General features: G+C 71.7%; 23 protein-coding genes. 10 read left to right on the forward strand and 13 right to left on the reverse strand.

Annotation, left to right across the window (positions count from 1 at the left end; translation table 11 throughout):
* Positions 1 to 11 precede the first annotated feature (11 nt).
* On the forward strand, positions 12 to 1,565 hold the full coding sequence (locus tag ACFY0I_RS01835; RefSeq protein WP_388888731.1) for a ricin-type beta-trefoil lectin domain protein: 1,554 nt from the start codon (positions 12 to 14) through the stop codon (positions 1,563 to 1,565).
* An 84-nt stretch (positions 1,566 to 1,649) separates the two neighbouring features.
* On the opposite strand, the gene ACFY0I_RS01840 is transcribed toward ACFY0I_RS01835, so the two are convergent.
* The 3 genes from ACFY0I_RS01840 to ACFY0I_RS01850 form a co-directional block, all read right to left on the reverse strand.
* The gene (locus ACFY0I_RS01840; protein ID WP_388888733.1) at positions 1,650 to 2,417 is read right to left on the reverse strand and encodes a glycerophosphodiester phosphodiesterase; all 768 of its coding nucleotides are present in this window, start codon (positions 2,415 to 2,417) and stop codon (positions 1,650 to 1,652) included.
* A gap of 132 nt (positions 2,418 to 2,549) precedes the next feature.
* Entirely contained in the window at positions 2,550 to 3,179 is a 630-nt protein-coding gene (locus tag ACFY0I_RS01845; RefSeq protein WP_388888736.1) for a hypothetical protein, read from the reverse strand.
* 140 nt (positions 3,180 to 3,319) lie between these two features.
* Positions 3,320 to 4,984, reverse strand: coding sequence for a fumarate hydratase (locus ACFY0I_RS01850; protein WP_388888738.1), 1,665 nt, complete (start codon positions 4,982 to 4,984; stop codon positions 3,320 to 3,322).
* Positions 4,985 to 5,131: 147 nt separating this feature from the next.
* On the opposite strand from ACFY0I_RS01850, the gene ACFY0I_RS01855 reads away from it, so the two are divergent.
* Together ACFY0I_RS01855 and ACFY0I_RS01860 are read left to right on the forward strand one after the other, a co-directional pair.
* On the forward strand, positions 5,132 to 5,788 hold the full coding sequence (locus tag ACFY0I_RS01855) for a DUF1707 domain-containing protein (RefSeq protein WP_388888741.1): 657 nt from the start codon (positions 5,132 to 5,134) through the stop codon (positions 5,786 to 5,788).
* A 170-nt stretch (positions 5,789 to 5,958) separates the two neighbouring features.
* Entirely contained in the window at positions 5,959 to 6,360 is a 402-nt protein-coding gene (locus ACFY0I_RS01860) for a WhiB family transcriptional regulator (protein ID WP_385575545.1), read from the forward strand.
* Between the two features lie 122 nt (positions 6,361 to 6,482).
* Here the strand turns inward: ACFY0I_RS01860 and glpX are convergent, their stop codons facing one another.
* Positions 6,483 to 7,514 carry a class II fructose-bisphosphatase gene (glpX, locus tag ACFY0I_RS01865; protein ID WP_281207425.1) on the reverse strand — a complete coding sequence of 344 codons (1,032 nt, stop codon included), beginning with the start codon at positions 7,512 to 7,514 and terminating at the stop codon, positions 6,483 to 6,485.
* A 229-nt stretch (positions 7,515 to 7,743) separates the two neighbouring features.
* Between glpX and ACFY0I_RS01870 the strand changes: the two genes are divergently transcribed.
* Entirely contained in the window at positions 7,744 to 8,271 is a 528-nt protein-coding gene (locus ACFY0I_RS01870; RefSeq protein ID WP_388889304.1) for a DUF4245 domain-containing protein, read from the forward strand.
* 111 nt (positions 8,272 to 8,382) lie between these two features.
* Here the strand turns inward: ACFY0I_RS01870 and ACFY0I_RS01875 are convergent, their stop codons facing one another.
* The 4 genes from ACFY0I_RS01875 to ACFY0I_RS01890 form a co-directional block, all read right to left on the reverse strand.
* Entirely contained in the window at positions 8,383 to 8,973 is a 591-nt protein-coding gene (locus tag ACFY0I_RS01875) for a malonic semialdehyde reductase (protein WP_388888744.1), read from the reverse strand.
* Between the two features lie 99 nt (positions 8,974 to 9,072).
* Positions 9,073 to 9,333 carry an exodeoxyribonuclease VII small subunit gene (locus tag ACFY0I_RS01880; RefSeq protein WP_388888747.1) on the reverse strand — a complete coding sequence of 87 codons (261 nt, stop codon included), beginning with the start codon at positions 9,331 to 9,333 and terminating at the stop codon, positions 9,073 to 9,075.
* Between the two features lie 45 nt (positions 9,334 to 9,378).
* Positions 9,379 to 10,671: an exodeoxyribonuclease VII large subunit gene (xseA, locus tag ACFY0I_RS01885; RefSeq protein ID WP_388888750.1), complete on the reverse strand. Its 1,293-nt coding sequence runs from the start codon at positions 10,669 to 10,671 to the stop codon at positions 9,379 to 9,381.
* A gap of 9 nt (positions 10,672 to 10,680) precedes the next feature.
* Positions 10,681 to 12,078 carry an APC family permease gene (locus tag ACFY0I_RS01890; RefSeq protein ID WP_388888752.1) on the reverse strand — a complete coding sequence of 466 codons (1,398 nt, stop codon included), beginning with the start codon at positions 12,076 to 12,078 and terminating at the stop codon, positions 10,681 to 10,683.
* Positions 12,079 to 12,164: 86 nt separating this feature from the next.
* On the opposite strand from ACFY0I_RS01890, the gene ACFY0I_RS01895 reads away from it, so the two are divergent.
* Together ACFY0I_RS01895 and ppgK are read left to right on the forward strand one after the other, a co-directional pair.
* Positions 12,165 to 13,178 carry a 4-hydroxy-3-methylbut-2-enyl diphosphate reductase gene (locus ACFY0I_RS01895; protein ID WP_388888754.1) on the forward strand — a complete coding sequence of 338 codons (1,014 nt, stop codon included), beginning with the start codon at positions 12,165 to 12,167 and terminating at the stop codon, positions 13,176 to 13,178.
* Positions 13,179 to 13,233: 55 nt separating this feature from the next.
* Positions 13,234 to 13,980, forward strand: coding sequence for a polyphosphate--glucose phosphotransferase (gene ppgK, locus ACFY0I_RS01900; RefSeq protein WP_388888757.1), 747 nt, complete (start codon positions 13,234 to 13,236; stop codon positions 13,978 to 13,980).
* Positions 13,981 to 14,087: 107 nt separating this feature from the next.
* Here ppgK and ACFY0I_RS01905 read toward each other — a convergent pair whose 3' ends face one another.
* A complete protein-coding gene (locus ACFY0I_RS01905; protein WP_388888760.1) occupies positions 14,088 to 14,486 on the reverse strand; it encodes a DUF6542 domain-containing protein in 399 nt (132 codons plus the stop codon).
* Positions 14,487 to 14,777: 291 nt separating this feature from the next.
* Here ACFY0I_RS01905 and ychF point away from each other — a divergent pair, with 291 nt between their 5' ends.
* Positions 14,778 to 15,866 (forward strand): redox-regulated ATPase YchF, encoded by a 1,089-nt coding sequence (ychF, locus tag ACFY0I_RS01910; protein WP_281207433.1) that lies wholly within the window; start codon positions 14,778 to 14,780, stop codon positions 15,864 to 15,866.
* A gap of 134 nt (positions 15,867 to 16,000) precedes the next feature.
* Here the strand turns inward: ychF and ACFY0I_RS01915 are convergent, their stop codons facing one another.
* The 3 genes from ACFY0I_RS01915 to ACFY0I_RS01925 all read right to left on the reverse strand — a co-directional run bounded on the left by ACFY0I_RS01915 (position 16,001) and on the right by ACFY0I_RS01925 (position 17,441).
* Positions 16,001 to 16,264: a type II toxin-antitoxin system RelE/ParE family toxin gene (locus ACFY0I_RS01915; RefSeq protein ID WP_388888764.1), complete on the reverse strand. Its 264-nt coding sequence runs from the start codon at positions 16,262 to 16,264 to the stop codon at positions 16,001 to 16,003.
* Between the two features lie 7 nt (positions 16,265 to 16,271).
* Entirely contained in the window at positions 16,272 to 16,541 is a 270-nt protein-coding gene (locus ACFY0I_RS01920; protein WP_388888767.1) for a type II toxin-antitoxin system Phd/YefM family antitoxin, read from the reverse strand.
* A 246-nt stretch (positions 16,542 to 16,787) separates the two neighbouring features.
* Entirely contained in the window at positions 16,788 to 17,441 is a 654-nt protein-coding gene (locus ACFY0I_RS01925; RefSeq protein WP_388888770.1) for a DUF6000 family protein, read from the reverse strand.
* A 486-nt stretch (positions 17,442 to 17,927) separates the two neighbouring features.
* Here ACFY0I_RS01925 and ACFY0I_RS01930 point away from each other — a divergent pair, with 486 nt between their 5' ends.
* Positions 17,928 to 19,664, forward strand: coding sequence for an AAA family ATPase (locus ACFY0I_RS01930; RefSeq protein ID WP_388888773.1), 1,737 nt, complete (start codon positions 17,928 to 17,930; stop codon positions 19,662 to 19,664).
* A 16-nt stretch (positions 19,665 to 19,680) separates the two neighbouring features.
* Here ACFY0I_RS01930 and ACFY0I_RS01935 read toward each other — a convergent pair whose 3' ends face one another.
* Positions 19,681 to 20,658, reverse strand: coding sequence for an SMP-30/gluconolactonase/LRE family protein (locus ACFY0I_RS01935; protein ID WP_388888776.1), 978 nt, complete (start codon positions 20,656 to 20,658; stop codon positions 19,681 to 19,683).
* A gap of 77 nt (positions 20,659 to 20,735) precedes the next feature.
* Between ACFY0I_RS01935 and ACFY0I_RS01940 the strand changes: the two genes are divergently transcribed.
* Both ACFY0I_RS01940 and ACFY0I_RS01945 read left to right on the forward strand, forming a co-directional pair.
* Positions 20,736 to 21,173 carry a MarR family winged helix-turn-helix transcriptional regulator gene (locus ACFY0I_RS01940; RefSeq protein ID WP_388888779.1) on the forward strand — a complete coding sequence of 146 codons (438 nt, stop codon included), beginning with the start codon at positions 20,736 to 20,738 and terminating at the stop codon, positions 21,171 to 21,173.
* Between the two features lie 136 nt (positions 21,174 to 21,309).
* Positions 21,310 to 22,434 carry an alpha/beta hydrolase-fold protein gene (locus ACFY0I_RS01945; protein WP_388888782.1) on the forward strand — a complete coding sequence of 375 codons (1,125 nt, stop codon included), beginning with the start codon at positions 21,310 to 21,312 and terminating at the stop codon, positions 22,432 to 22,434.
* Positions 22,435 to 22,642 lie beyond the last annotated feature (208 nt).

The raw sequence follows: 22,642 nt of genomic DNA on the forward strand, positions 1-22,642 counted from the left end.
GGGAGGCGTTCATGGCACGTGCGCGTACGAAATCCAGGTTCAGATCTACCTTCGCCTCGGTCGCGGCGATCGCGGCCGCCCTCGGGGGCGTCACCGCCATCACCCCCATGGCCCAGGCCGCCCCGGCGGCCCCGGGCATCGCCGCGGGTGCGGTCGCGGGTGCGGTCACCCCGCTGCCGCCCGAGCTGGAGGCCGTCCGGGCCGCCGAGGCCACCCGGATCTACGGGGACCCGGCGATCCGCCCGCCCGCCCAGCGCAGGACCGGGCTCATCTCGCTCGGCGACAGCGAGATCTCCGGCGAGGGCGTCGGCAGCTACGACCCCGCCACGAACACGCCGAACAACCAGTGCCACCGCTCGCCCGACGCGGCCATCCACCGCACGGGCATCCAGGCCGACCTGACCTTCAACGTAGCCTGCTCCGGCGGCTACACCGGCAACATCAGGATCGGCGGCAGCAAGCAGTACGCCGACGAACTCGTCCAGAGCGACAGCCTGGCGATCAAGGCGCGCAACACGAAGATCAAAATGGTGCTGCTGGTCGCCGGGGCCAACGACGACCTCCAGTTCGGCCCCGTCATGACCGACTGCGTGACCCGATGGGTACTCGTCCAGGGTACCTGTGAACCCAAGTACGCCCCCGGCTGGCAGGCCCGCGTCGACGGCCTCAAGCCCAAGGTCCGCTCGACCGTCGCGGACCTGAGGACCGTCATGCGCGACGCCGGCTACGCCGACTCCGAGTACAAGCTCGTCGTCATGGGCTACCCCAGCCCCATCGGCCCCGACTTCGGCGACAACCCGAACTTCCCCGGCAAGCTCCCCGGCGGCTGCGCCGGCTACGACTCCGACGCCCGCTGGGGCCGCGACCACGCCGTCCCCACCTTCGAGGAGGGCATGCGCGCCGCCGCCCGCGATTCGGGCGCCCTCTACCTGGACAACTCGCGCCTCTTCCACGGCCACGAGGTCTGCATGGAGGACGCCTGGGCCCGCGGCCTCTACCTGGACCTCGGCGACCACTTCCCGTGGGACGAGAACACCGCCCGGCAGTCCTTCCACCCCAACTCCCGCGGCCACGGCGCCTTCGCGGCCTGCCTCACCCAGTTCTACGCCTCCGGCCTGCGCGAGGCCTCCTGCGCCGACCCGGCGAGCACCGGCACCCCCGTCCTACAGGCCGGCGCCTGGGACGACCTGTACGCACCACTGACCAACGCGGCGACCGGCAACTGCCTCGACGCCTCCGGCGGATCCAGCGCCAACAACACCAAGGTCGTCGGCTGGGACTGCCACGGCGGCCGCAACCAGGGCTGGTGGTACGACTCCACCCGCAAGTCCCTGCGCGTCGAACTCACCCACGACCGCTGCCTCGACGTCCCCGGCGCCGGCTACGGCAACGGCACCGGCCTCATCCTCTGGAACTGCCACGGCGGCGCCAACCAGCAGTTCGTCCGTGACGGCGCGACCCTGCGCCCCGCCGCCGCGACGGGCATGTGCCTGACGGTCCCGGCCGCGCACGAGCAACTGCGCCTGCAACCCTGCAACGGCTCCGCGAACCAGCGCTTCGCGTAACCGAGCCGCCTGCCCGTCCCCGGGCACGCCCCCCACGCCCGGCCGGCGCACCCCGGCCGGGTGTACCGGGCTCGGGCCGCCGCCTCACAGGTCGCGCAGCAGCTTCCGTACGTCCCGCGGCCGGTTGGTGATGATCGTCTCCACGCCGAGCCGCACGCACAACTCCACGTCCGCGGGCTCGTCCACGGTCCACACCCGCACCGCCAGCCCCTTCGCCCTCAGCCGCCCCACCAGCCCCGGATCCCGGCGCACCAGCTCGATGCCCGGGCCCGCGTGCGTCGCGTACGGCGGCCTCGGGGGCCGCAGTCGGCGCTCCATCAGGTACACGGCGGGCAGTCCGGGGGCCAAGCGGTGCATCCGCGTCAGGGCGCCGCGGGAGAAGCTCATCACCTCGACGCGGCCGTCCGAGCCGTCCGCGAGGCCGTGCGCCCGCAGGACCCGTACGAGCTCGACCTCCAGCCGGCCGCCGGCCCGCGCGGGGTGCTTGGTCTCCACGGCCAGCCCGACGCGCCGGGGCGCGGCGAGCACCTCCCGCAGCAGGTCCTCGAAGAGCAGCACCCGGGCTCCCCGGTGCTCCGGGCCCTTCCAGCCGCCGAAGTCGAGGGCGGCGAGCTCCTCGTACGTCATCTGCGACACCACCCCGCGCCCGTCCGAGGTCCGCTCCACCCGTCGGTCGTGCACGCACACGAGCCGCCCGTCGGCGCTGAGCCGCACGTCGCACTCCAGGGCGTCGGCCCCGTCGGCGACGGCCTGCCGGTAGGCGGCGACGGTGTGCTCGGGGTGCTCGTGCGAGGCCCCCCGATGGGCGACGACCCGCACGGCACCGGCAGTGGGAAGGAACGACCGCGTCATGCCGCCGACGTTATCCCGGTGCGCGGGCCGGCCCCGGACGGCATGCTCCACCCGTGGCTGAACACTTCGTGACGATTTCCCGCGAACGGATCGCCGCGGACGATCGCCCCGGCCGATCGTGACGAACGCCGGTCAGCCCTTCGGCTGGACGGGCAGGGGAGGCAGGGTGGCCGGGGTGAGCTTGAAGCCGCCCTTGGTGACCTCGGCGAAGGGGGCCAGGGCCATGCAGGTGCCCACCGTCGGCTGGACGACCGTTCCGTCGGGCCGTACGTCCAGATTGGCGACGCCCCAGGAGAAGCCGAGGCGGTCCGGCTCGCCGCGTCCGCCGTCCTCGATGCTGATGCCGATCCGCTTGCCCACCTCGTCGGTGTTCCCGGCCGTGATCACCGCGCTGAGCGTGGCCGTCCGCCGGCCCGTCACCAGGCAGTCCACCTCGGCCTCGCCCCAGCGGGTGACGTCCTGACCGGGGACGCGGTGCGAGAAGGACACCTTGCCGCGGGCGTCCGTCGGCAGGCCGTTCTTGATCCGGGGGTCGTTCAGCGGCCTGCTGAACGGGGCCGCCTCGGCGTCGACCGTGAAGCGGATGTCGTGGTCGGCGGCGTACACGTACAGGATCGAGGCCGCCCCGTGCACGGCGCCGGGCCGGATCTTCGGCGCGGCGGCGGCGGAACCGGGAACGGCCGCGGCGACGGAGGTGAGCACGGCGACGGTGGTGAGGGCGAGGGCGAGGGCGCCGGTGCGGGTGCGGGTGCGGTTCATCATCGTGAAATCCCTTGTCGTCGAAGCTTCTTGCTCGTGGTCAAAGCCTCGCCGCCCGCCCGCCCCGACTCCATCTGCCGATCGGCGGACATGCCGGAGGGGCCCTCCGCCGATCGGCAGAGGGCCCCTCCGGCGTACGCGTGCTACAGGCCCGGGCCGCGGACCGGGATGTGGGTGAACGTCGGTTCGGGGGCCGGGTTCTGGAAGAAGTCGTTGCCCTTGTCATCGACGACGATGAACGCCGGGAAGTCCTCGACCTCGATCTTCCACACCGCCTCCATGCCGAGCTCCTCGTACTCCAGGACCTCGACCTTCTTGATGCAGTCCTGCGCCAGCCGCGCCGCCGGGCCGCCGATGGATCCGAGGTAGAAGCCGCCGTGCGTGCCGCAGGCGTTCGTCACCTGCTGCGAGCGGTTGCCCTTGGCCAGCATGACCTTCGAGCCGCCCGCCGCCTGGAACTGCTCGACGTACGAGTCCATGCGGCCGGCCGTCGTCGGGCCGAAGGAGCCGGAGGCGTAGCCCTCAGGGGTCTTCGCCGGGCCGGCGTAGTACACCGGGTGGTCCTTCAGGTATTGCGGCATCTCCGCACCCGAGTCCAGCAGCTCCTTGATCTTGGCGTGCGCGATGTCGCGCGCCACGACCAGCGGTCCGGTCAGGCTCAGCCGGGTCTTGACCGGGTGCTTGGTCAGGGTCGCCAGGATGTCGTCCATCGGCTGGTTCAGGTCGATGGAGACGACGTCGGCGGCCTCGCTCAGGTGCTCGTCGGTGGTCTCCGGCAGGAAGCGCGCCGGATCCGTCTCCAGCTGCTCCAGGAAGACGCCCTCGGCGGTGATCTTGGCGGTGGCCTGGCGGTCGGCCGAGCAGGACACGGCGATGGCGACGGGCAGCGAGGCGCCGTGGCGCGGCAGGCGCACCACGCGCACGTCGTGGCAGAAGTACTTGCCGCCGAACTGGGCGCCGATGCCGATCTTCTGGGTCAGCTCGAAGACCTGCTGCTCCAGGGCCTCGTCGCGGAAGCCGTGGCCGAGCGGCGAGCCCTCGCGGGGCAGCTCGTCCAGGTAGTGCGCCGAGGCGTACTTGGCGGTCTTCAGGGCGTGCTCGGCGGAGGTGCCGCCGACGACGATCGCCAGGTGGTAGGGCGGGCAGGCCGCCGTACCGAGCGAGCGGATCTTCTCCTCCAGGAACTTCATCATGGAGGCCTCGTTGAGGACCGCCTTCGTCTCCTGGTAGAGGAAGGACTTGTTGGCCGAGCCGCCGCCCTTGGCCATGAAGAGGAACTTGTACGCGCCGCCGTCGGTCGCGTACAGCTCGATCTGCGCGGGCAGGTTCGAGCCGGTGTTCTTCTCCTCCCACATGGTGATCGGGGCCATCTGCGAGTAGCGCAGGTTCAGGCGGGTGTACGCGTCGAAGATGCCGCGGGAGAGCGCCGCCTCGTCGCCGCCCTCGGTGAGCACGTTCTGGCCGCGCTTGCCCATGACGATCGCGGTGCCCGTGTCCTGGCACATCGGCAGCACGCCGGCCGCGGCGATGTTCGCGTTCTTCAGCAGGTCCAGCGCGACGAACTTGTCGTTCGCGCTGGCCTCCGGGTCGTCGATGATGCGACGCAGCTGCGCGAGGTGCGCGGGGCGCAGGAAGTGCTGGATGTCGTGGATCGCCTCTTCGGCGAGCTTGCGCAGCGCCTCCGGCTCGACCTTGAGGAACGTACGGCCGTCCGCCTCGAAGGTGGACACGCCCTCGGCGGTCACCAACCGGTACGGGGTGGTGTCCTCGCCCAGGGGCAGCAGGTCGGTGTACGCGAACTCCGGCATGGGGGGCATTCCTTCAATCGGCAGACGGCGCTGGCGACCAATTTGGCAGCGCGGTGTCCAGCGTAGGACCTCCCGGCGGCGCCATGTCTGTGAGGTAAGGCTCACTCAGTAGTATCGCGATCTATCGTGTCTCGCTATGCTGGCGTCGTGGACCTGGAAAAGCACCCCGCCGCCCCCGCTGCCGCCGCCCCCTCCGAGCTGCGCGCCTCCGATGCCGACCGGGACCGGATCGCGCAGATCCTCTCCGATGCCCTCGCCGAGGGCCGGCTGACCGCGGAGGAGCACTCCGACCGCCTGGACTCCCTCTACGCCTTCAAGACGGTCGGCGAGCTGGACGTGCTCGTACGGGACCTCCCGGCCGTCCCCGGCGGGTCCGCGGAGGCCGCCCCGGTGACGGCCCCCGGCTCGGGCTGGACCGAGACCGTCGTCGCCGTCTGCAGCGCCTCCGCGCGCAAGGGGCGTTGGCGCCCGGGTGCCCGTACCCGAGCCGTTTCGGTCATGGGCGACATCAACATCGACCTGACCGAGGCCGTCTTCGAGCAGCAGATCACCGAGATCAACGTGACGTCGGTGCTCGGCAACGTCGAGATCATCGTCCCGGAGAACGTCACCCTGCGCGGCTACGGCAGCGGGGTCCTCGGCAACTTCGAGGTCAGCGGTCAGGCCCGCGGCGCCACCGATCCGCAGGCGCCGGTCGTGATCGTCCGCGGCTTCTCACTGCTCGGCAACATCGAGGCCCGTCCCAAGCCCGGGGCCCGACTGGTCGACCTCGCCCTCAAGCTCCGCAAGCGCGCGGAGGGCTGAGCGGCGCCCGCGCGCGGCGCCGGGCCGGGGGTGGCACGAGGGTTTCGGGCCTGCGTCGTATTTCGGTCGAACCTCCCGCGCCCGACGGCCCGCCGGGCATAGCGGCACGCCCAGCGGGTAGGGACTGGTGCATCGTCTCTCGCTCGCGTATACGTCGTCAGGAGTAGACCGTGCCGCATCCGCCGCATCAGTCCCTGCAGGCAGCCGTCGTCCAGAGCCTCCCGACGCGGACGGCCGCCGTGCCGAAGCCGCGGGTGCCGGCCAGGGAAGAGGACGGCCCCTGGCACGCGGAGGCGGTGTGTCGCAGGGACGAGGCGGGACTCTTCTTCGCCCCCTCCAAGGAACCCACCGCGGCCCGGCTCGCCCGCGAAGAGGCCGCCAAGCGGGTCTGCGCGCGCTGCCCCGTCATGGTCGCCTGCCGGGAGCACGCCCTGCTCCAGCCCGAGCCCTACGGCGTCTGGGGCGGCCTCACCGCCGCCGAGCGGCGGGTCGTACTGGGCCGGCGCCGGCGGCGCGCCACCGAACTGCTGCCCGGCGCCGCCGGGCCCGGGCCCATCGCCGCGGCGGGCTGAGCCCGATCCGCCGCGCCCCGGCCCCGGCCGGGCGCGCGGTACGACGTACGGACGCGAGAGGGGCGGGCCCGCCGCACGCGGGACCGCCCCTCACCGTCGTACCGCCCTCGGGTCGGCCGCTCCTACTTGGCGCGGTCGAAGTCGATCCCGCTGTACGCGCGCAGCTTCGACAGTCGGTGGGTGGAGTCGATCTGCCGGATCGTGCCCGACTTCGAGCGCATGACCAGCGAGGACGTGGTCGCGGTCTCCGAGCGGTAGTGGACGCCGCGCAGCAGCTCGCCGTCCGTGATGCCGGTGGCGACGAAGAAGACGTTCTCGCCGGACACCAGATCGGTCGTGGTCAGGACGCGGTCCAGGTCGTGGCCCGCGTCGATCGCCCGCCCGCGCTCGGCGTCGTCCTTCGGCCACAACTTGCCCTGGATGGTGCCGCCGAGGCACTTGATGGCGCAGGCCGAGATGATGCCCTCGGGGGTGCCGCCGATGCCGAGGAGCAGGTCCACGCCGGTGCCCTCGCGCACCGCCATGACCGAGCCCGCGACGTCGCCGTCCGAGATGAACTTGATGCGGGCGCCGGTCTCGCGGATCTCCTTGACGATGCCCTCGTGGCGGGGGCGGTCCAGGATGACGACGGTGACGTCCTCGACGGCGATGCTCTTCGCCTTGGCGACGCGGCGGATGTTCACCGCGACGGGGGCGTTGATGTCGACGAAGTCGGCGGCCTCGGGGCCGGTGACGAGCTTGTCCATGTAGAAGACCGCGGACGGGTCGAACATGGTGCCGCGGTCGGCGGCCGCCAGTACGGCGATGGCGTTGGGCATGCCCTTGGCGTTGAGCGTGGTCCCGTCGATCGGGTCCACGGCGATGTCGACCTCGGCGCCGGTGCCGTCGCCGACCCGCTCGCCGTTGAAGAGCATGGGGGCTTCGTCCTTCTCCCCCTCGCCGATGACGACGACGCCGTTCATCGAGACGGTGGAGATCAGGGTGCGCATCGCGTTGACAGCGGCGCCGTCGGCGCCGATCTTGTCGCCGCGGCCGACCCACCGGCCGGCGGCCAGGGCTGCGGCCTCGGTGACCCGGACGAGTTCCAGGGCGAGGTTGCGGTCGGGGGAGTCGGGATGGACTTCGAGCTGGGGCGGCAGGTTGTGCTCGGTCATCGGAGCGCACCTTTCTGTACGACGACGGCCGGGATGTGAGGGTGCTGGAACTCTATCGGTACGTCGACATATTGAGCAGAGCGGGTCACGTATGAGCGGAATATCGGTCAAGGGGTTGGCGTGAGCGGACGTCTTGCGCTCGGAGGGCCCGTTTCCCGTGCGAGCCCGACACGGCCACCCCGGCGGTGATCGCCCCCGTGCGATGCGGGACGATGGTGCCGTGGCAGGTATGAAGGGCAAGCAGACGATCTGGGACATGTTCCGGTCGCTGGCGGTGATCGGTCTGGTCGTGGCGGGGATCTACATCTTCGTCCCCCACGACGACGACGCCGATCCGACGCGCACGGTCGACTACCGGGTGGAGACCCTCACGGCCCGGCGCGCGGCGCCGTACCCGGTGGCGGCGCCCGTGGGGCTTCCGCAGGAGTGGCGGGCGACCTCGGTGACGTACGAGCGCAAGAACGCGAACGCCTGGCACCTGGGCTTCCTCGCCTCGGGCAAGGAGTACGTGGCGGTGGAGCAGTCCACCGACGTCTCGCCGAAGTACCTGTCGAAGGTCACCCAGGGCGCGCGCGCCGCCGGTGGGACCGAGCAGATCGGTGACCGGGCGTGGGAGCGCTGGGAGGGCGAGAAGTACGACGCCCTCGTACGGCAGGAGCAGGGCTACGTCACCGTCGTGACCGGGACGGCCCCCTTCGAACAGCTGGCGCGGATGGCGGGTTCGCTGGAGTTCAAGCAGGGCCCCGACGCGCGCTAGTCCCCGGTTCGCGGGGGACCGCGTACGCGTACGACGAAGAGGCCGCCCGCCCCGGGATTCCCGGGGCGGGCGGCCTCTTCGTCGTGCTCCGCGGCGTCTGCCGGACGGGGCTCAGACGGTGGTGATGACCTGCTCGAAGGCCAGGCGCGGGCTGCGCGGGAACCAGGCGTCCTCGCCCGGCTTGCCGATGTTGATGACCATCAGCGGGGTGTGGTCGGCGTCCAGGAACTCCTTCTGGACGCCGGCGAAGTCCAGGCCGGTCATCGGGCCGGCGGCCAGGCCGGCGGCGCGGACGCCGACTATGAAGTAGGCGGCCTGCAGCGCGGCGTTGACCAGCGCGGACTGCTCGCGGACCGGGCGCTCGGAGAAGAAGGCGTCCTTGGCCTGCGGGAAGTGCGGCAGCAGCTGGGGGAGCTCCTCGTGGAACTCGTTGTCCGCGGACAGGATCGCGACCAGCGGGGCGGCGGCGGTCTTGGCCTGGTTGCCCTCGGCCATGTGCTTCACGAGGCGCTCGCGGGCCTCGGGGGAGCGGACCAGGGTGATGCGCAGCGGGGTCTGGTTGAACGCGGTGGGGCCGAACTTCACCAGGTCGTAGATCGCCTGGACCTGCTCATCGGTCACCGGCTCGTCGGAGAAGGTGTTGGCGGTGCGGGCCTCGCGGAACAGCAGGTCCTGAGCGGCGGCGTCGAGAACGAGAGACATCGGAAAGCCTTCTTCTTTAACGGGGGTGAAGCGCGGTGTCTCCGACTCTAGGACGAAAGTAGGTGAATTTTCAACTAAATCAGCGCGGGGTGATCGGGATCACTCCCGGCGACCCGGACCGCCCGCGTCGCCCCCGTCCGCCTCCGCGTCCCGTGCCGCCAGCGCCGAATCCAGCCGGGCGCGAGCCCCCTCCAGCCAGTGCCGGCAGACCTTCGCCAGCTCCTCGCCGCGCTCCCAGAGCGCCAGCGACTCCTCCAGTGAGGTGCCACCGGCCTCCAGCTTGCGGACGACGTCGACGAGCTCGTCGCGGGCCTGCTCGTAGCCCAGCGCCGTTTCGGTGTCAGTCATTCCCGTTCCCATCGTATGTGTGTGGTACATCGAATTTGTTGCGGCAGTGTGTCGTCTTCAGCGGGCGCCGTCGGGGTCCCGGGCCGCGGTGTCCCGGGCGCCTTCCCCGGTCTCCGCGGCCTCCCCGGCCTCCCCCTGCGGTACCTCCACGACCGACACCGAGAACGCGCCCGCCGCCACCCGCGCCCGCAGCACGTCGCCCACGGCGACGTCGCCGGGGGCGCCCACCACGTGTCCGTCCGCCCGCTGGAGGACCGCGTACCCGCGCTCCAGCGTCGCCGCCGGGGACAGCGCCACCACCCGGGCCAGGGTGTGCGCCAGCTCCGAGTCGGCCCGGTCCAGCAGGTGCCCGAGCGTGCGCCGGCCGCGCGCCAGCAGGGCCTCCACCTCGTCCTCCCGGGTCTCCACCATCCGCTGCGGATGGACGAAGACCGGCCGGGCCAGGGCGTGCGCGAGCCCCCGTTCCTCCCGGTCGAGCAGCCCGCGCACCGCGCGCAGCCCCCGGCCCTGGAGCTGACGTACCCGCTCCAGCTCCTCCCCGACATCCGGAACCACCTTCTTCGCCGCGTCCGTGGGCGTCGAGGCCCGCAGGTCCGCGACGAGGTCCAGCAGCGGGGAGTCCGGCTCGTGCCCGATCGCCGAGACGACCGGCGTACGGGCCGCCGCGACCGCCCGTACGACCTCCTCGTCCGAGAACGGCAGCAGGTCCTCCACGCTGCCGCCGCCGCGCGCCACGATGATCACGTCCACGTCCGGCCGGGCGTCCAGCTCCTTGACCGCCTGGACCACCTGCGGCACCGCGTGCACCCCCTGGACGGCCACGTTGCGGACCTCGAAGCGCACCGCCGGCCAGCGCCGCCGGGCGTTCTCCAGTACGTCCCGCTCGGCCGCCGACGCCCGCCCCACCACCAGCCCGATCAGCTGCGGCAGGAACGGCAGCGGCTTCTTGCGGTCCAGGGCGAACAGCCCCTCCGAGGCCAGCGACCGCTTGAGCCGCTCCAGCCGGGCCAGCAGCTCCCCGATGCCGACGGGCCGGATCTCCGTCGCCCGCAGGGACAACTGCCCGCGCGGGGCGTACCACTCCGGCTTCGCCAGTACGACGACCCGGGCGCCCTCCGTCACCGCGTCCGCGACCTCCTCGAAGACCTGCCGGAAGCAGGTCACGCCCACGGAGATGTCGTGCGACGGATCGCGCAGCGTCAGGAAGACCACCCCCGCGCCCGGCCGCCGGGACAGCTGCGTGATCTGCCCCTCCACCCACACCTGACCCAGCCGGTCGATCCAGCCCCCGATGAGCCGGGACACCTGACCGACCGGCAGCGGCGCATCAGCCGACGTATTCAGACCCATGCAGGCAGGCTAGCCGCCGGGGCCGACACCGGTACCGGGCCCGTCGGAGCGTTCGGGAGCGCGTCGGCCCCGCTGGACCACCAGCACCCCCAGGCCCACCGCCAGCCACACCGCCCCCACCACCTGCGCCTCCCAGGACGCCTCGACGATCACGGCGACGGTCACCAGCGCACCCAGCACCGGCACCACCAGGTGCTTCCACCAGTTCGGCGGACCCCCCGCACGCCGCACCACGAACCAGCCCACGACCGAGGCGTGCAGCAGCGTGAACGCCACCAGCGCGCCCACGTCCACCACCGACACCAGGTGGTCGAGGCCGTCGTCGCGGCGAGCCGCCCACACCGCCGCCACCAGCGTCACCGTCGCCGCCACCAGCAGGGCCGCCCGCGGGGTGCCGTCCGACGTACGGGCCAGGACCCGCGGCAGCCGGCCCTCCCGGGCCATCGCGAACAGCAGCCGGCCCGCCGCCGCCTGCCCGGCCAACGCGGCGAACGCCGCCCCGATCGCCTTGCTCACCGCCACCAGGTCGTGCAGCCACGACCCCGACGCGGACTCGACCGTGTCGTAGAAGGCGGGCCCCTGGAGCGCCGGATCCGCGGCCAGCTCCGCCGAGGACACCGGGGTCAGCAGCGCCGCCAGATAGGTCTGCGCGATGAACAGCACCCCGGTCACCGCCAGGCAGAACAGCACCGCGCGCGCCACCCGCGCCGAACCGCCCGTCACCTCCTCGGCGAACGAGGCGATGGCGTCGAAGCCCAGGTACGACAGGACCGCGACCGACACCGCGCCCAGCACCGCGGCCGTCGAGAAGCCGAGCGAACCGTCCCCGGTCAGCGGCGACAGCCAGCCGCGCCGCGCCCCGCCGTCCGCCAGCGCCACCACCGCGGCGACCAGGAAGACCAGCAGGACCACGATCTCCATGGCCAGCACGGCGAACCCCACCCGCGCGGCCGCCCGTACGCCCCACAGGTTCAGCAGGGTCGTGATCACGACGGCGAGGGCCGTCCACACCCACCGGGACACCTCCGGGACCAGCGCGTTCATCGCGATCCCGGAGAACAGGTACGCCACCGCCGGGATCAGCAGGTAGTCCAGCATCGCCATCCAACCGGCGATCAGCCCCGGTCCCTCCCCGAGCCCCTTGCGGGCGTACGTGAAGACCGAACCGGCCTGCGGGGCCACCCGCACCATCTGCGCGTAACTGAACGCCGTGAAGGCCATCGCGACCGTCGCGACCAGGTAGACCAGCGCCACCGCCCCGTGCGACTTCGCGTCCAGGGTCCCGAAGACCCCGACCGGCGCCATGGGCGCGATGAAGAGCAGACCGTAGACGACCAGGTCCCGGAAGCCGAGGCTCCGCCGCAGGGCGGTGGGCGCGGGCGTGCCGGAATCCGTGACGGACGCCATCCGTCCTCCGAGGGATAGGCGGGACAGGCTTTCGGGCAAGTGTGTGCCGGACGGGGGACGTACGGCCTGCTGGAGCCCCCCGTACGATGGAGGGCATGACTGCACCCGCTCCCGCTCCCGCATCCCGCCGCGTCCTGCTCGCCGCCCCCCGCGGCTACTGCGCGGGCGTGGACCGAGCCGTGATCGCCGTCGAGAAGGCCCTCGAGCAGTACGGTGCGCCGGTCTACGTACGCCACGAGATCGTGCACAACAAGTACGTCGTCCAGACGCTGGAGAAGAAGGGCGCCATCTTCGTCGAGCGGACGGAGGAGGTCCCCGAGGGCTCCATCGTGATGTTCTCCGCGCACGGCGTGGCCCCCGTCGTCCACGAGGAGGCGGCGCGCGGCAAGCTCGCGACGATCGACGCGACGTGCCCGCTGGTCACCAAGGTGCACAAGGAAGCGATCCGCTACGCGAACGAGGACTTCGACATCCTCCTCATCGGCCACGAGGGCCACGAGGAGGTCATCGGCACCTCCGGCGAGGCGCCGGACCACATCACGATCGTCGACGGTCCCGACGACGTCGCGAACGTGAAGGTGCGCGACGAGTCGAAGGTCGTCTGGCTGTCGCAGACCACCCTCTCCGTCGACGAGACGATGGAGACGGTCGACGCCCTGAAGACCAAGTTCCCGCTGCTCGTCTCGCCGCCCAGCGATGACATCTGCTACGCCACCTCGAACCGGCAGGCCGCCGTCAAGGTGATGGGCGCCGACTCCGACCTGGTCATCGTCGTCGGGTCGAAGAACTCCTCGAACTCCATCCGCCTCGTCGAGGTCGCCCTCGACGCGGGCGCGCGCGCCGCCCACCTGGTCGACTTCGCGTCGGAGATCGACGAGGCCTGGCTGGACGGCGTCACCACCGTCGGCCTCACCTCGGGCGCCTCGGTGCCGGAGGTGCTGGTCGAGGAGGTCCTGGAGTGGCTGACGCAGCGCGGGTACGCGGACGTCGAGATCGTCAAGACCGCCGAGGAGTCGATCGTCTTCTCGCTGCCGAAGGAACTGCGCCGCGACCTGCGCGCCGAGGCGGCCGGACTGGTCGCGGGCGGCTCGGAGGGCTGAGGGTCGGCGGCCGGGACGACTAGCTCCCGGGGCGCGGGCTTCGTACGGTGATCCCATGGAGATCTTCGGTGTGGACATCGGCGGTTCAGGGATCAAGGGCGCTCCCGTGGACCTGGACCGCGGCGAGCTGGCGCAGGAACGGCACAAAGTACTGACACCGCACCCGGCCACCCCCGAGGGGGTGGCCGGCTGCGTTGCCGAGGTGGTGGACGCCTTCTCGTGGAAGGGTCCGGTCGGGGTCACCTTCCCCGGCGTGGTCACGCACGGCATCACCCGGTCGGCCGCCAACGTGGACCAGGGATGGATCGGCCTCGACGCCGCGTCCCTGCTGTCCTCGCGGCTGGGCGGCCGGAAGGTCACGGTCCTCAACGACGCCGACGCGGCGGGCATCGCCGAGATCACCTACGGGGCGGGACGCGGGGTCTCGGGCACGGTCATCCTGCTCACCCTCGGCACGGGCATCGGCAGCGCCGTCTTCCGGGACGGCCTGCTCGTACCGAACACCGAGCTCGGCCACCTCGAACTGAAGGGCCACGACGCGGAGACCCGCGCCTCCGTCAAGGCCAAGGAGGACGAAGACCTCAGCTGGCCGCACTGGGCCCGACGCCTGGAGAAGTACCTGGCCCACGTGGAGATGCTGTTCTCCCCGGACCTCTTCGTCCTCGGCGGCGGCGTCAGCCGCAAGCCGGAGAAGTTCCTCCCGCTGATCGAGGGCATCCGGGCCGAGATCGTCCCGGCGAAGCTGCAGAACGACGCCGGCATCGTCGGCGCGGCGATGGCGGCGCGGGACCTCGCGGGGTAGGCCGTCGGGGCGCGCCCACGGGCCCGGCGCGCGGCACGGGCCCGGCGCGCGGCACGGAGGCCTGATCGGCGCCGGGGAGCGCTGACCGGGGGCGTGGGCCGGGAGCGTCAGTAGGCCGCCGTGCCGCGCCGGGCGGCACGGCGGCGGCCGCTCAGCACCGCGCGGCGGGTCAGCGCGATGAGGGCGGCGACGAGGGTGCCCGCGTACAGCCAGCCGGCGTGCAGGGACAGCGCGGACACCACCCCCATGAGCTCCCCGGCGAAGCCGCCGGAGCCGCCGGAGACGGGCCACACCCCGACGGCGAAGGCGATCGGGACGGAGATCGGCGCCGTGATCAGGTCCGCCGGGCGCACCCACAGGGCGGTCACGGCGGCGACCGGCAGGAAGAGCAGCCCGTACACGAAGAGCGAGGACCCGAAGAGCAGCCAGGAGATCCCGGCGGCCAGCAGCGTGCCGGTGCACGCGAGCAGCCCGCCGCCGAGCCCCGTCAGCCGGGGCCGGGGCATCCGACGTCGGCGACCACCGGCGGGCACCCGGGGCCGGGGGCGCTGCGCCTGCGCGGGTACGCCGCCCACGGGCGCCGGGCGCCGGGGCGCCGGGGACTCCCGAGGCGGCTGGGGCGCCTGAGGGTGACGTACCGAACGCATCCTGTATTGCTCCACCCCACCAAACTAGGCGGGAGGCCCCCTGTCCGGCCGCCCGGACACGCGTACATCGAGTGGCACTCATCTGAAAGTAAACTGTCCGGTGGCCCACCTCCGGGCCGCCGCCCCCTCCAGCTACGGGAAGTCGCCAACGTGTCGCTCACGATCGGAATCGTCGGCCTGCCGAATGTCGGCAAGTCGACCCTGTTCAACGCCCTGACCAAGAACGACGTGCTGGCGGCCAACTACCCGTTCGCCACGATCGAGCCGAACGTCGGCGTCGTCGGCGTCCCGGACACCCGTCTGGCCGTCCTCGCGGGCATCTTCGGCTCGCAGAAGGTCCTCCCGGCGACGGTCGACTTCGTCGACATCGCCGGCATCGTGCGCGGTGCGTCGGAGGGCGAGGGCCTCGGCAACAAGTTCCTCGCGAACATCCGCGAGTCCGACGCCATCTGCCAGGTCATCCGTGCCTTCAAGGACGAGAACGTCGTGCACGTCGACGGCAAGGTCTCGCCCAAGGACGACATCGAGACGATCAACACCGAGCTGATCCTCGCCGACCTCCAGTCCATCGAGAAGGCGGAGCCGCGCCTGACGAAGGAGTCCCGCCTCCAGAAGGAGAAGGTCGCGGTCCTCGCGGCCGTCGTCGAGGCGAAGAAGATCCTCGAAGCCGGCGACACCCTCTTCTCCAAGGGCATCACCAAGGGCACGGAGCGCGGTGACCTCCTCCACGAGCTCCACCTCCTGACGACGAAGCCGTTCCTGTACGTCTTCAACGTCGACGAGGACGAGCTGACGGACGAGGCCTTCAAGGACGAGCAGCGCGCGCTCGTCGCCCCGGCCGAGGCGATCTTCCTGAACGCGAAGCTGGAGCAGGAGCTCATCGAACTGGAGGACGACGAGGCCCTCGAACTCCTCCAGTCGGTCGGCCAGGAGGAGCCCGGCATGGCCACCCTCGGCCGCGTCGGCTTCACCACCCTCGGCCTCCAGACCTACCTGACGGCAGGCCCGAAGGAAACCCGCGCCTGGACCATCAAGAAGGGCGCCACCGCCCCGGAGGCGGCCGGCGTCATCCACACCGACTTCCAGCGCGGCTTCATCAAGGCCGAGGTCATCTCCTTCGCCGACCTGGTCGAATGCGGCTCGGTGGCCGAAGCCCGCTCGAAGGGCAAGGCCCGCATGGAGGGCAAGGAGTACGTCATGCAGGACGGCGACGTGGTGGAGTTCCGCTTCAACGTCTGAGCGGATGAAATAACACCACGTCCTTGACGTGGCAAACATGCAGGTCAGATGGGGTCGGGCTCAGTCGAGTCCGACCCCTTCGTCGTCACCTTGCTGGATGGGTGCTGGATATTCTGACGAGGGGTCAGCGGCAATCAGGTCTCGTAAACGGTGGACCGGTGTCCCACGTGAACGACCCAGACCACCAGCTCCCCGTTGTCGATCGTGTAGACGATGCGGTAGTCGCCGACGCGCAGGCGGCGACGTTCGGGCTGGGACACGAGTGCAGTGGTGTTGAAGCCGAGAGGGTCGGTCTCCAGCTCGGTCAGCTTGGCCAGGATGCGCAGCGCCATGTCGCGAGGGATCTTCAGGAGCTCGGCCTGTGCCTCGGGGCGAAAGACGGTTCGGTACTCACTCACGCTGTGCTCATTCACTGCGTGCCAGCGTCTCCCTCATGATGCCCTCGATCGGGATGCCGGGAGTCGGGTTGGCCATGCGCTCGTCGATGATCCGGTTGATCTCGCGCTCTTCCCATTCCTGGTACTTGCGCAGCACCTCGATGGAGACGATGGCGGCGACTTCCTTGCCTCGGCGTGTGATCACCGTGGGCATGTCGTCGCGGTCTGCGCGCTCCACGACCTCCGCCAGGTGTGCACGCACGTCGCGGATGGACTCTATGGGCAGTGGCTGGGTCATGAGCTCAAGGGTACCGAGTGTCCCATGTGTACACAATGGATGTCGCGGTGGTGGGCAGGCTGCCTCGCCGCGGGTCGCGCGTGCTGGATGTGCTGGATGGATCCGCACCGTGCTGGATGGGTGCTGGATAAGGGCTCCGGAAGCCGCGCTTTCGCAGGTCGGAGCTCTGTGCTGAACGTTCAGCTTCAACGTGTAGTCGTGCGGGCCAGAAGGGGTCGGACTCTGTCGAGTCCGGCCCCTTCGCCGTCACCGTGCACGGCCCCGCCGGGATTGCGGGCGGGTCCAGCCGTCGGCGAAGTCGCAGTGGAGGTCCGTCCAGTGGCGGAGCTCGGCGGGGGAGTGGCTGGGGTGGCCGAGGCGTGCCACGCCTTCGACCCAGTGGTCCCAGAGGCCGTCGGGCTGCGTGAAACGGTCGGCGTGGTGGGTGTCGAGGAGGGCGTCGAGGCGCAGGAGGGCGCCCAGGGCGGCGGGCTGGTCGTAGTGCAGGTCGGTACGGGGGAGGTAGCGGTCGAGGTACGCGGTCAGGATGTCGGCGTCCGCGTGCGTGCCGAAGCGGGCCAGGGCGAAGCAGTAGGCGCCGCCGGAGTAGCAGACCTCGCTCGCCAGGAGCAGGTCGCCGACGCGGGCCCGGAACCGGTCGCGGCGGTCGACGCCGATCAGCCAGGCGGCGGTGAGGCGCGAGCGCCATTCGTACCCGAGGAGGGCTTCCAGTTCCTCGTCGGTGATCGCGGCGGCGTCGTTCAGCAGGTGTCGGGTGAAGCGGGTGGTGTGCCACCACCGGGGGCTCAGGAAGCGCCGGCCGTTCAGTACGAGGTAGCGCGGGAGGCCCGCGTACATCCTCGTCACGTAGCGCTCGACCACATGGCCGTAGCCGATTTCCTCGGGGCGCCGGGACGGCATCGGTCACCTCTCCGGGTGCAGGTCGGTCCGGTCGATCCAGGTGGTGGTCCCGGCGCCGGAAGGCGAAGAGCGGGCGGTCCTCGGCCTCCCCGTCCTCGAAGGCGTCGCGCGCCGGGTCGATGGGGTGCGGCGTCCAGCGCGAGGTGCCTGCGGCAGGGGGCCGGGGCAGGAGTCGCTCACCCGCGCAGTCTCGCCGCATGTCCCGTCGGCGTGCCACGGGTTTCTCCGACTCCGATCCGGTTGATCTCGTGCTCCTCCCCTTCCGGGTGCCGGCGCAGCACCTCGACGGAGACGACGGCGGCGACTTGCCGGAGTCATCGCGTGATGAGCGTGGGCACGTCGTGGCCCATGCGTGCACCGCAGCTCACGTCGTGCGGGTGTGAGAACCGTCGGGGGTCTTCGATCCCGGCGTTGGCGTCACCGGTCCGTCGGCGCAAGGGTGCTGACGTAAAGTCAGCGGGAGTCGGGCGGAAGGTGGGGGAAGGCGTGGTGGCGGGAAGGGTCGTGTCGGGGCGGGCCGCGAGGAAGTGCGAGCAGGCGTGGGTTCAGGGGGTCGGCCTCCTCGGCCGGGGGGACCGGGTGGCGGCCGGGGAGGCCTTCCGGGTGGCCGTCGGGCACGATCCGGGGGCCGCCGACGCGTGGCTGGGCCTGCACGCCGCGGGTCTGGGGCGGGGTGAGGCCGTCGAGGCGATGTACGGCCAGTCGCACGCCTTCGGCGCGCTGCGCGCGCAACTCCGTACGCCGTTGGTCTCGCGGTTCCAGATCGGCGGGTACGTCGACTTCCGCCTGGAGTCGCGCCGGGACCTGTGGCTCGCGAAGGCGGCGAAGCTGCTGGACGAGGAGCGGCCCGACGAGGCGTGGCAGATGCTGTCGTCCGCGCTGCTCGACTGCGACGAGACCCGCTTCGTGCTGGCCCGGTACGCCTTCGTCAAGCGGGACTGGCCGCTGCTGCTGCGGTTCGCGCCGGGCATCGGCGACGCCTTCCTGCTGGACGAGTCCCAGCTGTACGTCGCCGCCGGCCTGGTGGCGCAGGGCGTCCACCACGAGGCGCTCAACGTGCTGCGCCCGTTGCCGCACGCGCTGCGGGAGAACGCCGGCTTCCTCGGCGAGGTCTGCTACCTGCGCGGCCGTGCGTACGAGGAGCTCGGGCGGGCCGAGGAGGCGCTCAAGCAGTTCCAGACGGCTTTCCGCCACAGCCCCGGGCTGGCCGACGTCGCCCAGCGGGCCCGGGCGGTCACCCCGCCGCCGGCCCCTCCCGCCACGGCCCCGGCGGTTCGGCCCGTCCCCGCCCAGGCCGGCCCCCCGCCGGCGCGACCGGACGGGGTGGCGGAGCTGAGCGAGCAGGACCGTACGGCGATGCTCGACGCGGCGATGGCCGAGCTGGACGCGATGGTGGGCCTGGCCCCCGTCAAGCGGCAGGTGCGTACCCTGTCCGCCCAGCTCAGGATGGCCGCGGTGCGCCGGGCGCAGGGGATCGGCGCGGCGCCGGAGCCCGTGCACCTGGTGTTCGCGGGACCGCCCGGCACCGGCAAGACGACGGTGGCCAGGATCGTCGGCCAGATCTTCGCCGGGCTCGGCATGCTGGAGCGCGGTCACGTCGTCGAGGTCCAACGGGTGGACCTCGTGGGGCAGCACCTCGGCTCCACGGCGCTGAAGACCACCGGGGCCATCGACCGGGCGCTGGGCGGGGTCCTGTTCGTCGACGAGGCGTACGCGCTGGTCAACGACGGGTACAGCGGCGGGGACGCCTTCGGCAACGAGGCGCTCCAGGTGCTGCTGAAGCGGGCCGAGGACGACCGGCACCGCCTGGTCGTCGTGCTCGCCGGATACCCGCAGGAGATCAGGGAGCTGCTGTCCGCCAATCCCGGTCTCATCTCCCGGTTCCACACGCGGGTCGACTTCCCGGCCTACTCGGCCGAGGAGCTGGTCCTGATCGCCGAGTCCTTCTTCCGCCGGCAGAACGACGTCCTCAGCGACGACGCGGCGGCGGCGCTGCGCGGTTGCTGCGAACGCGTCGTGCTCGACGCGCTCATCGACCGGCTCGGCAACGGCCGCTTCGCCCGGGAGCTGGCGTCGAAGGCGGCCAAGGCGCGGGACCTGAGGGTCATCGACATGCTCGACGGCTCCCGGGACCCGTCGATCGACGAGGCGACCACCGTCCACGTCCACGACGTCGCGCAGGCGTACCGGGAGCTCGCGGAGGGCGCCGAGCCGGACTGGTGACGGCGGGCCCCGCCGGTCAGAAGCCGCGGACCGAGGCGATCGTGAACGTCGTCGGCGCGCCGGTGGAAGGGGTCAGCGGGCCGTCCTTGTCGAACTGCGAGCGGACCACCAGGGTGCGGCCCGGGCGGTGGGTCAGGGTCGTGGGGATCTGGAGGGAGGGGTCCGTCAGGGTGCCGGTCAGGCGGCCCCGGGTGCCGTCCGCGGAGAGCTTCCAGCGGGTCAGGGTGTTGGGCACGTTCTGGGCGACCCGCAGGGTCCCGTCGGCGGCGAGGTCCAGCCCGTCGGGGGAGGTGAGGGTCCCGCCGGTCAGGGCGACGCGGCTGACGGCGCCCGTGCGGAGGTCGACGCGCAGCAGCTCGCCCTCGGGCATGTCGACGGTGAGCAGGTAGCGGCCCGCCGGGTCCGCGACGATGCCGTTGAGGCTGAAGCCGCCGGCCGGACGGGGCCGCAGGGCGGCGGTCAGGTCGTACGCGGCGAGCAGCGGGCCGCCGCCGGAGGCCAACTGCCCCGGGGTGACCCGGTAGATCACCCCGCGCAGGCTGTCCGTGAGGTGGGCGGAGCCGTCGGGAGCGATGGCGAGGTCGTTGACGAAGCGGGGGGCGTCCCCGGGGACGTCGAAGCGGGCCAACCGGGCGCCGGTCCGGGTGTCGTACACGGTGACGCCCTTGGTGGAGTCCGTGACCCAGAGGCGGCCGCTCGCGTCGACGCGCAGGCCGTTCGCGGTGGTGCGGCCGTCGGCGCCCGCCGGCAGGAACACCTCGGCGCGGCGGGCTCCCGGCCGGGCGCGGTAGACGGTGCCGTCCGCGTACGAGCCGACGTAGACCGTGCCCGTACGGCCGTCGGTCGCTATCCCCTCGGGGTAGACCTTCGCGCCGGGCAGCGTGAAGGCGGTGGTGACGCGGACGTCGGCCCCGGACGGCGCGGGAGCCGCCCCCAGCGACAGCGCGGCGGCCAGCACGAGGGGCACGGGCAGGAGCTTCGACCACATGGGCATGGGTGTCCTCTTTCGATCAGGTGTAGGCGCACAGTAGTTAGAACCCTAATGATTGGCAAGGGTCGTAGGATGCCCCCATGACTTCCATGCCCGCCGAGGAGCGCATCGGCTCGCACGTCAAGCGCGCCGAGCAGGCGCTCCTCGGGGCGAAGAACGCCGCCCTCAAGCCGGCCGCAGTAACGGTTCCGCAGTACGCCGCCCTCTACTGGCTCGGCGAGAACGCCGGCATCTCGGCGGCCGCCCTGTCCCGGCTCTGCGGGGTCACCCCGCCGACCATGAACACGGTGCTGAAGAACCTCCAGGAACGCGGTCTCATCGAACGCACCCCCCACGCGTGGCACCGCAACGTCCTGGAGACCCGCCTCACGGAGGAGGGCCGCGCCGTACTGGACCAGGCCGACGAGGCCGCCGTACGGGTCGAGCGGGCGCTCGCCGCCGCCTTCTCCGCGGAGGAACGGGCGCAGATCGTGGTGTTGCTGGGCCGCTGCGCCGAGGTGCTCGACACCCTGAGGTAACCGCCGGGCCCCGGAGCTTCGGGGCAAGTTCTCGCCGTGTTGTGGAACTCTCCCGGGCGTTCGCCCATCTGAGCCAACGGGATGTCCAGCCGCTCTGTCCCGCCCGGGACAGCCATGATCGTTCGGAGCGAAGTTCGTGCACCAGTACCCGCAGCAGCCGCCGTCCAGCCGCGAGCCCGAGCGCGCGCCCCGGCGGTCCCGGCGCGCGATATGGATCGGCGCGGGCGTCGCCTGCGCGCTGGTCCTCGGCGGCGGCGGCTTCGCCGCCTGGAAGTACGAGTGGTTCTCCGGCAACGGCGAGGCCGTCAGCTTCGGCAAGAACAACCAGGGCGGCGCGGCCGACGCCGGGGCCAAGACCAAGTCCCCCGGCGCCTCCGCCCCGGCCACCCCGAGCGGCGACCCGGACGTCCTCATGCCCTCCGGCCCCAAGGCCGCCTTCAAGCAGACCGCCAAGCTCGACGACGGCACGGTCATCGCCAAGACCCGGCTCGCCGGAGCCAAGTCGGGCTTCGAGGGCGACGTCTGGGTCTGGGCCCCCAAGGAGTACGACGACCCGAAGTACGCCAAGAGCGCCTTCCCGGTCCTCATCGCGCTCCCCGGCGGCAACGGCTACCCGGCCAACTACTGGTCCGACCGCAGCCTCGGCCTCCAGAAGGCCGTCAGCGAGGGAGTCAAGGCCGGCACCAGCCTGCCCTTCATCCTCGTCATGCCCGTCCTCAACCCGGACGCCAAGTACTACTACGACGGCTCCGACATACCCGGGCAGCCGAAGATGGGCACCTGGATATCCGAGGACGTACCGGACTTCGCCCGCGCCAACTTCCGTACGTACAAGTCCCGCGACGGCTGGGCCTTCATGGGCAACTCCTCCGGCGCCTTCGTCGGCCTCAAGCACGTCATGCAGCACCCGGACAAGTTCAAGGCCGTGATCGCCAACGGCGGCGAGATCGTTCCCGACTCCCCGCTGTGGAAGGGCCACCAGGCGGACATGGACGCCAACAATCCGGAGAAGCTGGCGCAGAAGCTGATCGACACCAAGGGCCCCGAGGTCCTCGTCGCCTTCCAGTACGGGACCAAGGAGGGCGGTCGCGCCCGCCTCGACAAGTTCCAGCAGCAGTTCGGCAAGGGCCCCGTCAAGGTCACCATCCACGAGATCGTGGGCGGGGACCACAACGGCTGGGACTACGTCCGGGGCATGAAGGAGAGCGCCCTGGCCGAGGTCAGCAAGGTCCTGAAGGCCCCGAAGCCCGACGCGGGCTGATCGGCCCGGCCGTCCGCACCGCCCGGCCCCGCGTCGCCCGGCGAGCCGCGTCGCCCGGCCGTCCGCACCGCCGGGCGCCCCCGTTCCGGCTCCCGCTCCCGTCTCCGCCCGCCCCGTTCCCGTCCTCCCCGCGTGGCCCTCGCCACGTCGCCCCGGTCCCAGGCAACCCATACGGTCGTTCACACCTCTGTCAGGTGTGTAAGGGGGA

The sequence above is a fragment of the Streptomyces sp. NPDC001568 genome (assembly GCF_042893755.1).
Lineage (GTDB): Bacteria > Actinomycetota > Actinomycetes > Streptomycetales > Streptomycetaceae > Streptomyces.

Excerpts from the sequence above, each read along its gene's own strand:
- ACFY0I_RS01890 (WP_388888752.1), bottom strand. The coding sequence starts at position 12,078 with ATGGCGTCCGTCACGGATTCCGGCACGCCCGCGCCCACCGCCCTGCGG.
- ACFY0I_RS01935 (WP_388888776.1), bottom strand. The coding sequence starts at position 20,658 with ATGCCCATGTGGTCGAAGCTCCTGCCCGTGCCCCTCGTGCTGGCCGCC.
- ACFY0I_RS01920 (WP_388888767.1), bottom strand. The coding sequence starts at position 16,541 with ATGACCCAGCCACTGCCCATAGAGTCCATCCGCGACGTGCGTGCACAC.
- ACFY0I_RS01840 (WP_388888733.1), bottom strand. The coding sequence starts at position 2,417 with ATGACGCGGTCGTTCCTTCCCACTGCCGGTGCCGTGCGGGTCGTCGCC.
- ACFY0I_RS01875 (WP_388888744.1), bottom strand. The coding sequence starts at position 8,973 with ATGTCTCTCGTTCTCGACGCCGCCGCTCAGGACCTGCTGTTCCGCGAG.
- ACFY0I_RS01850 (WP_388888738.1), bottom strand. The coding sequence starts at position 4,984 with ATGCCGGAGTTCGCGTACACCGACCTGCTGCCCCTGGGCGAGGACACC.
- xseA (WP_388888750.1), bottom strand. The coding sequence starts at position 10,671 with ATGGGTCTGAATACGTCGGCTGATGCGCCGCTGCCGGTCGGTCAGGTG.
- ACFY0I_RS01905 (WP_388888760.1), bottom strand. The coding sequence starts at position 14,486 with ATGCCCCGGCCCCGGCTGACGGGGCTCGGCGGCGGGCTGCTCGCGTGC.
- glpX (WP_281207425.1), bottom strand. The coding sequence starts at position 7,514 with ATGACCGAGCACAACCTGCCGCCCCAGCTCGAAGTCCATCCCGACTCC.
- ACFY0I_RS01895 (WP_388888754.1), top strand. The coding sequence starts at position 12,165 with ATGGAGGGCATGACTGCACCCGCTCCCGCTCCCGCATCCCGCCGCGTC.
- ACFY0I_RS01835 (WP_388888731.1), top strand. The coding sequence starts at position 12 with ATGGCACGTGCGCGTACGAAATCCAGGTTCAGATCTACCTTCGCCTCG.
- ACFY0I_RS01870 (WP_388889304.1), top strand. The coding sequence starts at position 7,744 with ATGAAGGGCAAGCAGACGATCTGGGACATGTTCCGGTCGCTGGCGGTG.
- ACFY0I_RS01940 (WP_388888779.1), top strand. The coding sequence starts at position 20,736 with ATGACTTCCATGCCCGCCGAGGAGCGCATCGGCTCGCACGTCAAGCGC.
- ACFY0I_RS01925 (WP_388888770.1), bottom strand. The coding sequence starts at position 17,441 with ATGCCGTCCCGGCGCCCCGAGGAAATCGGCTACGGCCATGTGGTCGAG.
- ACFY0I_RS01845 (WP_388888736.1), bottom strand. The coding sequence starts at position 3,179 with ATGATGAACCGCACCCGCACCCGCACCGGCGCCCTCGCCCTCGCCCTC.
- ACFY0I_RS01880 (WP_388888747.1), bottom strand. The coding sequence starts at position 9,333 with ATGGGAACGGGAATGACTGACACCGAAACGGCGCTGGGCTACGAGCAG.
- ppgK (WP_388888757.1), top strand. The coding sequence starts at position 13,234 with ATGGAGATCTTCGGTGTGGACATCGGCGGTTCAGGGATCAAGGGCGCT.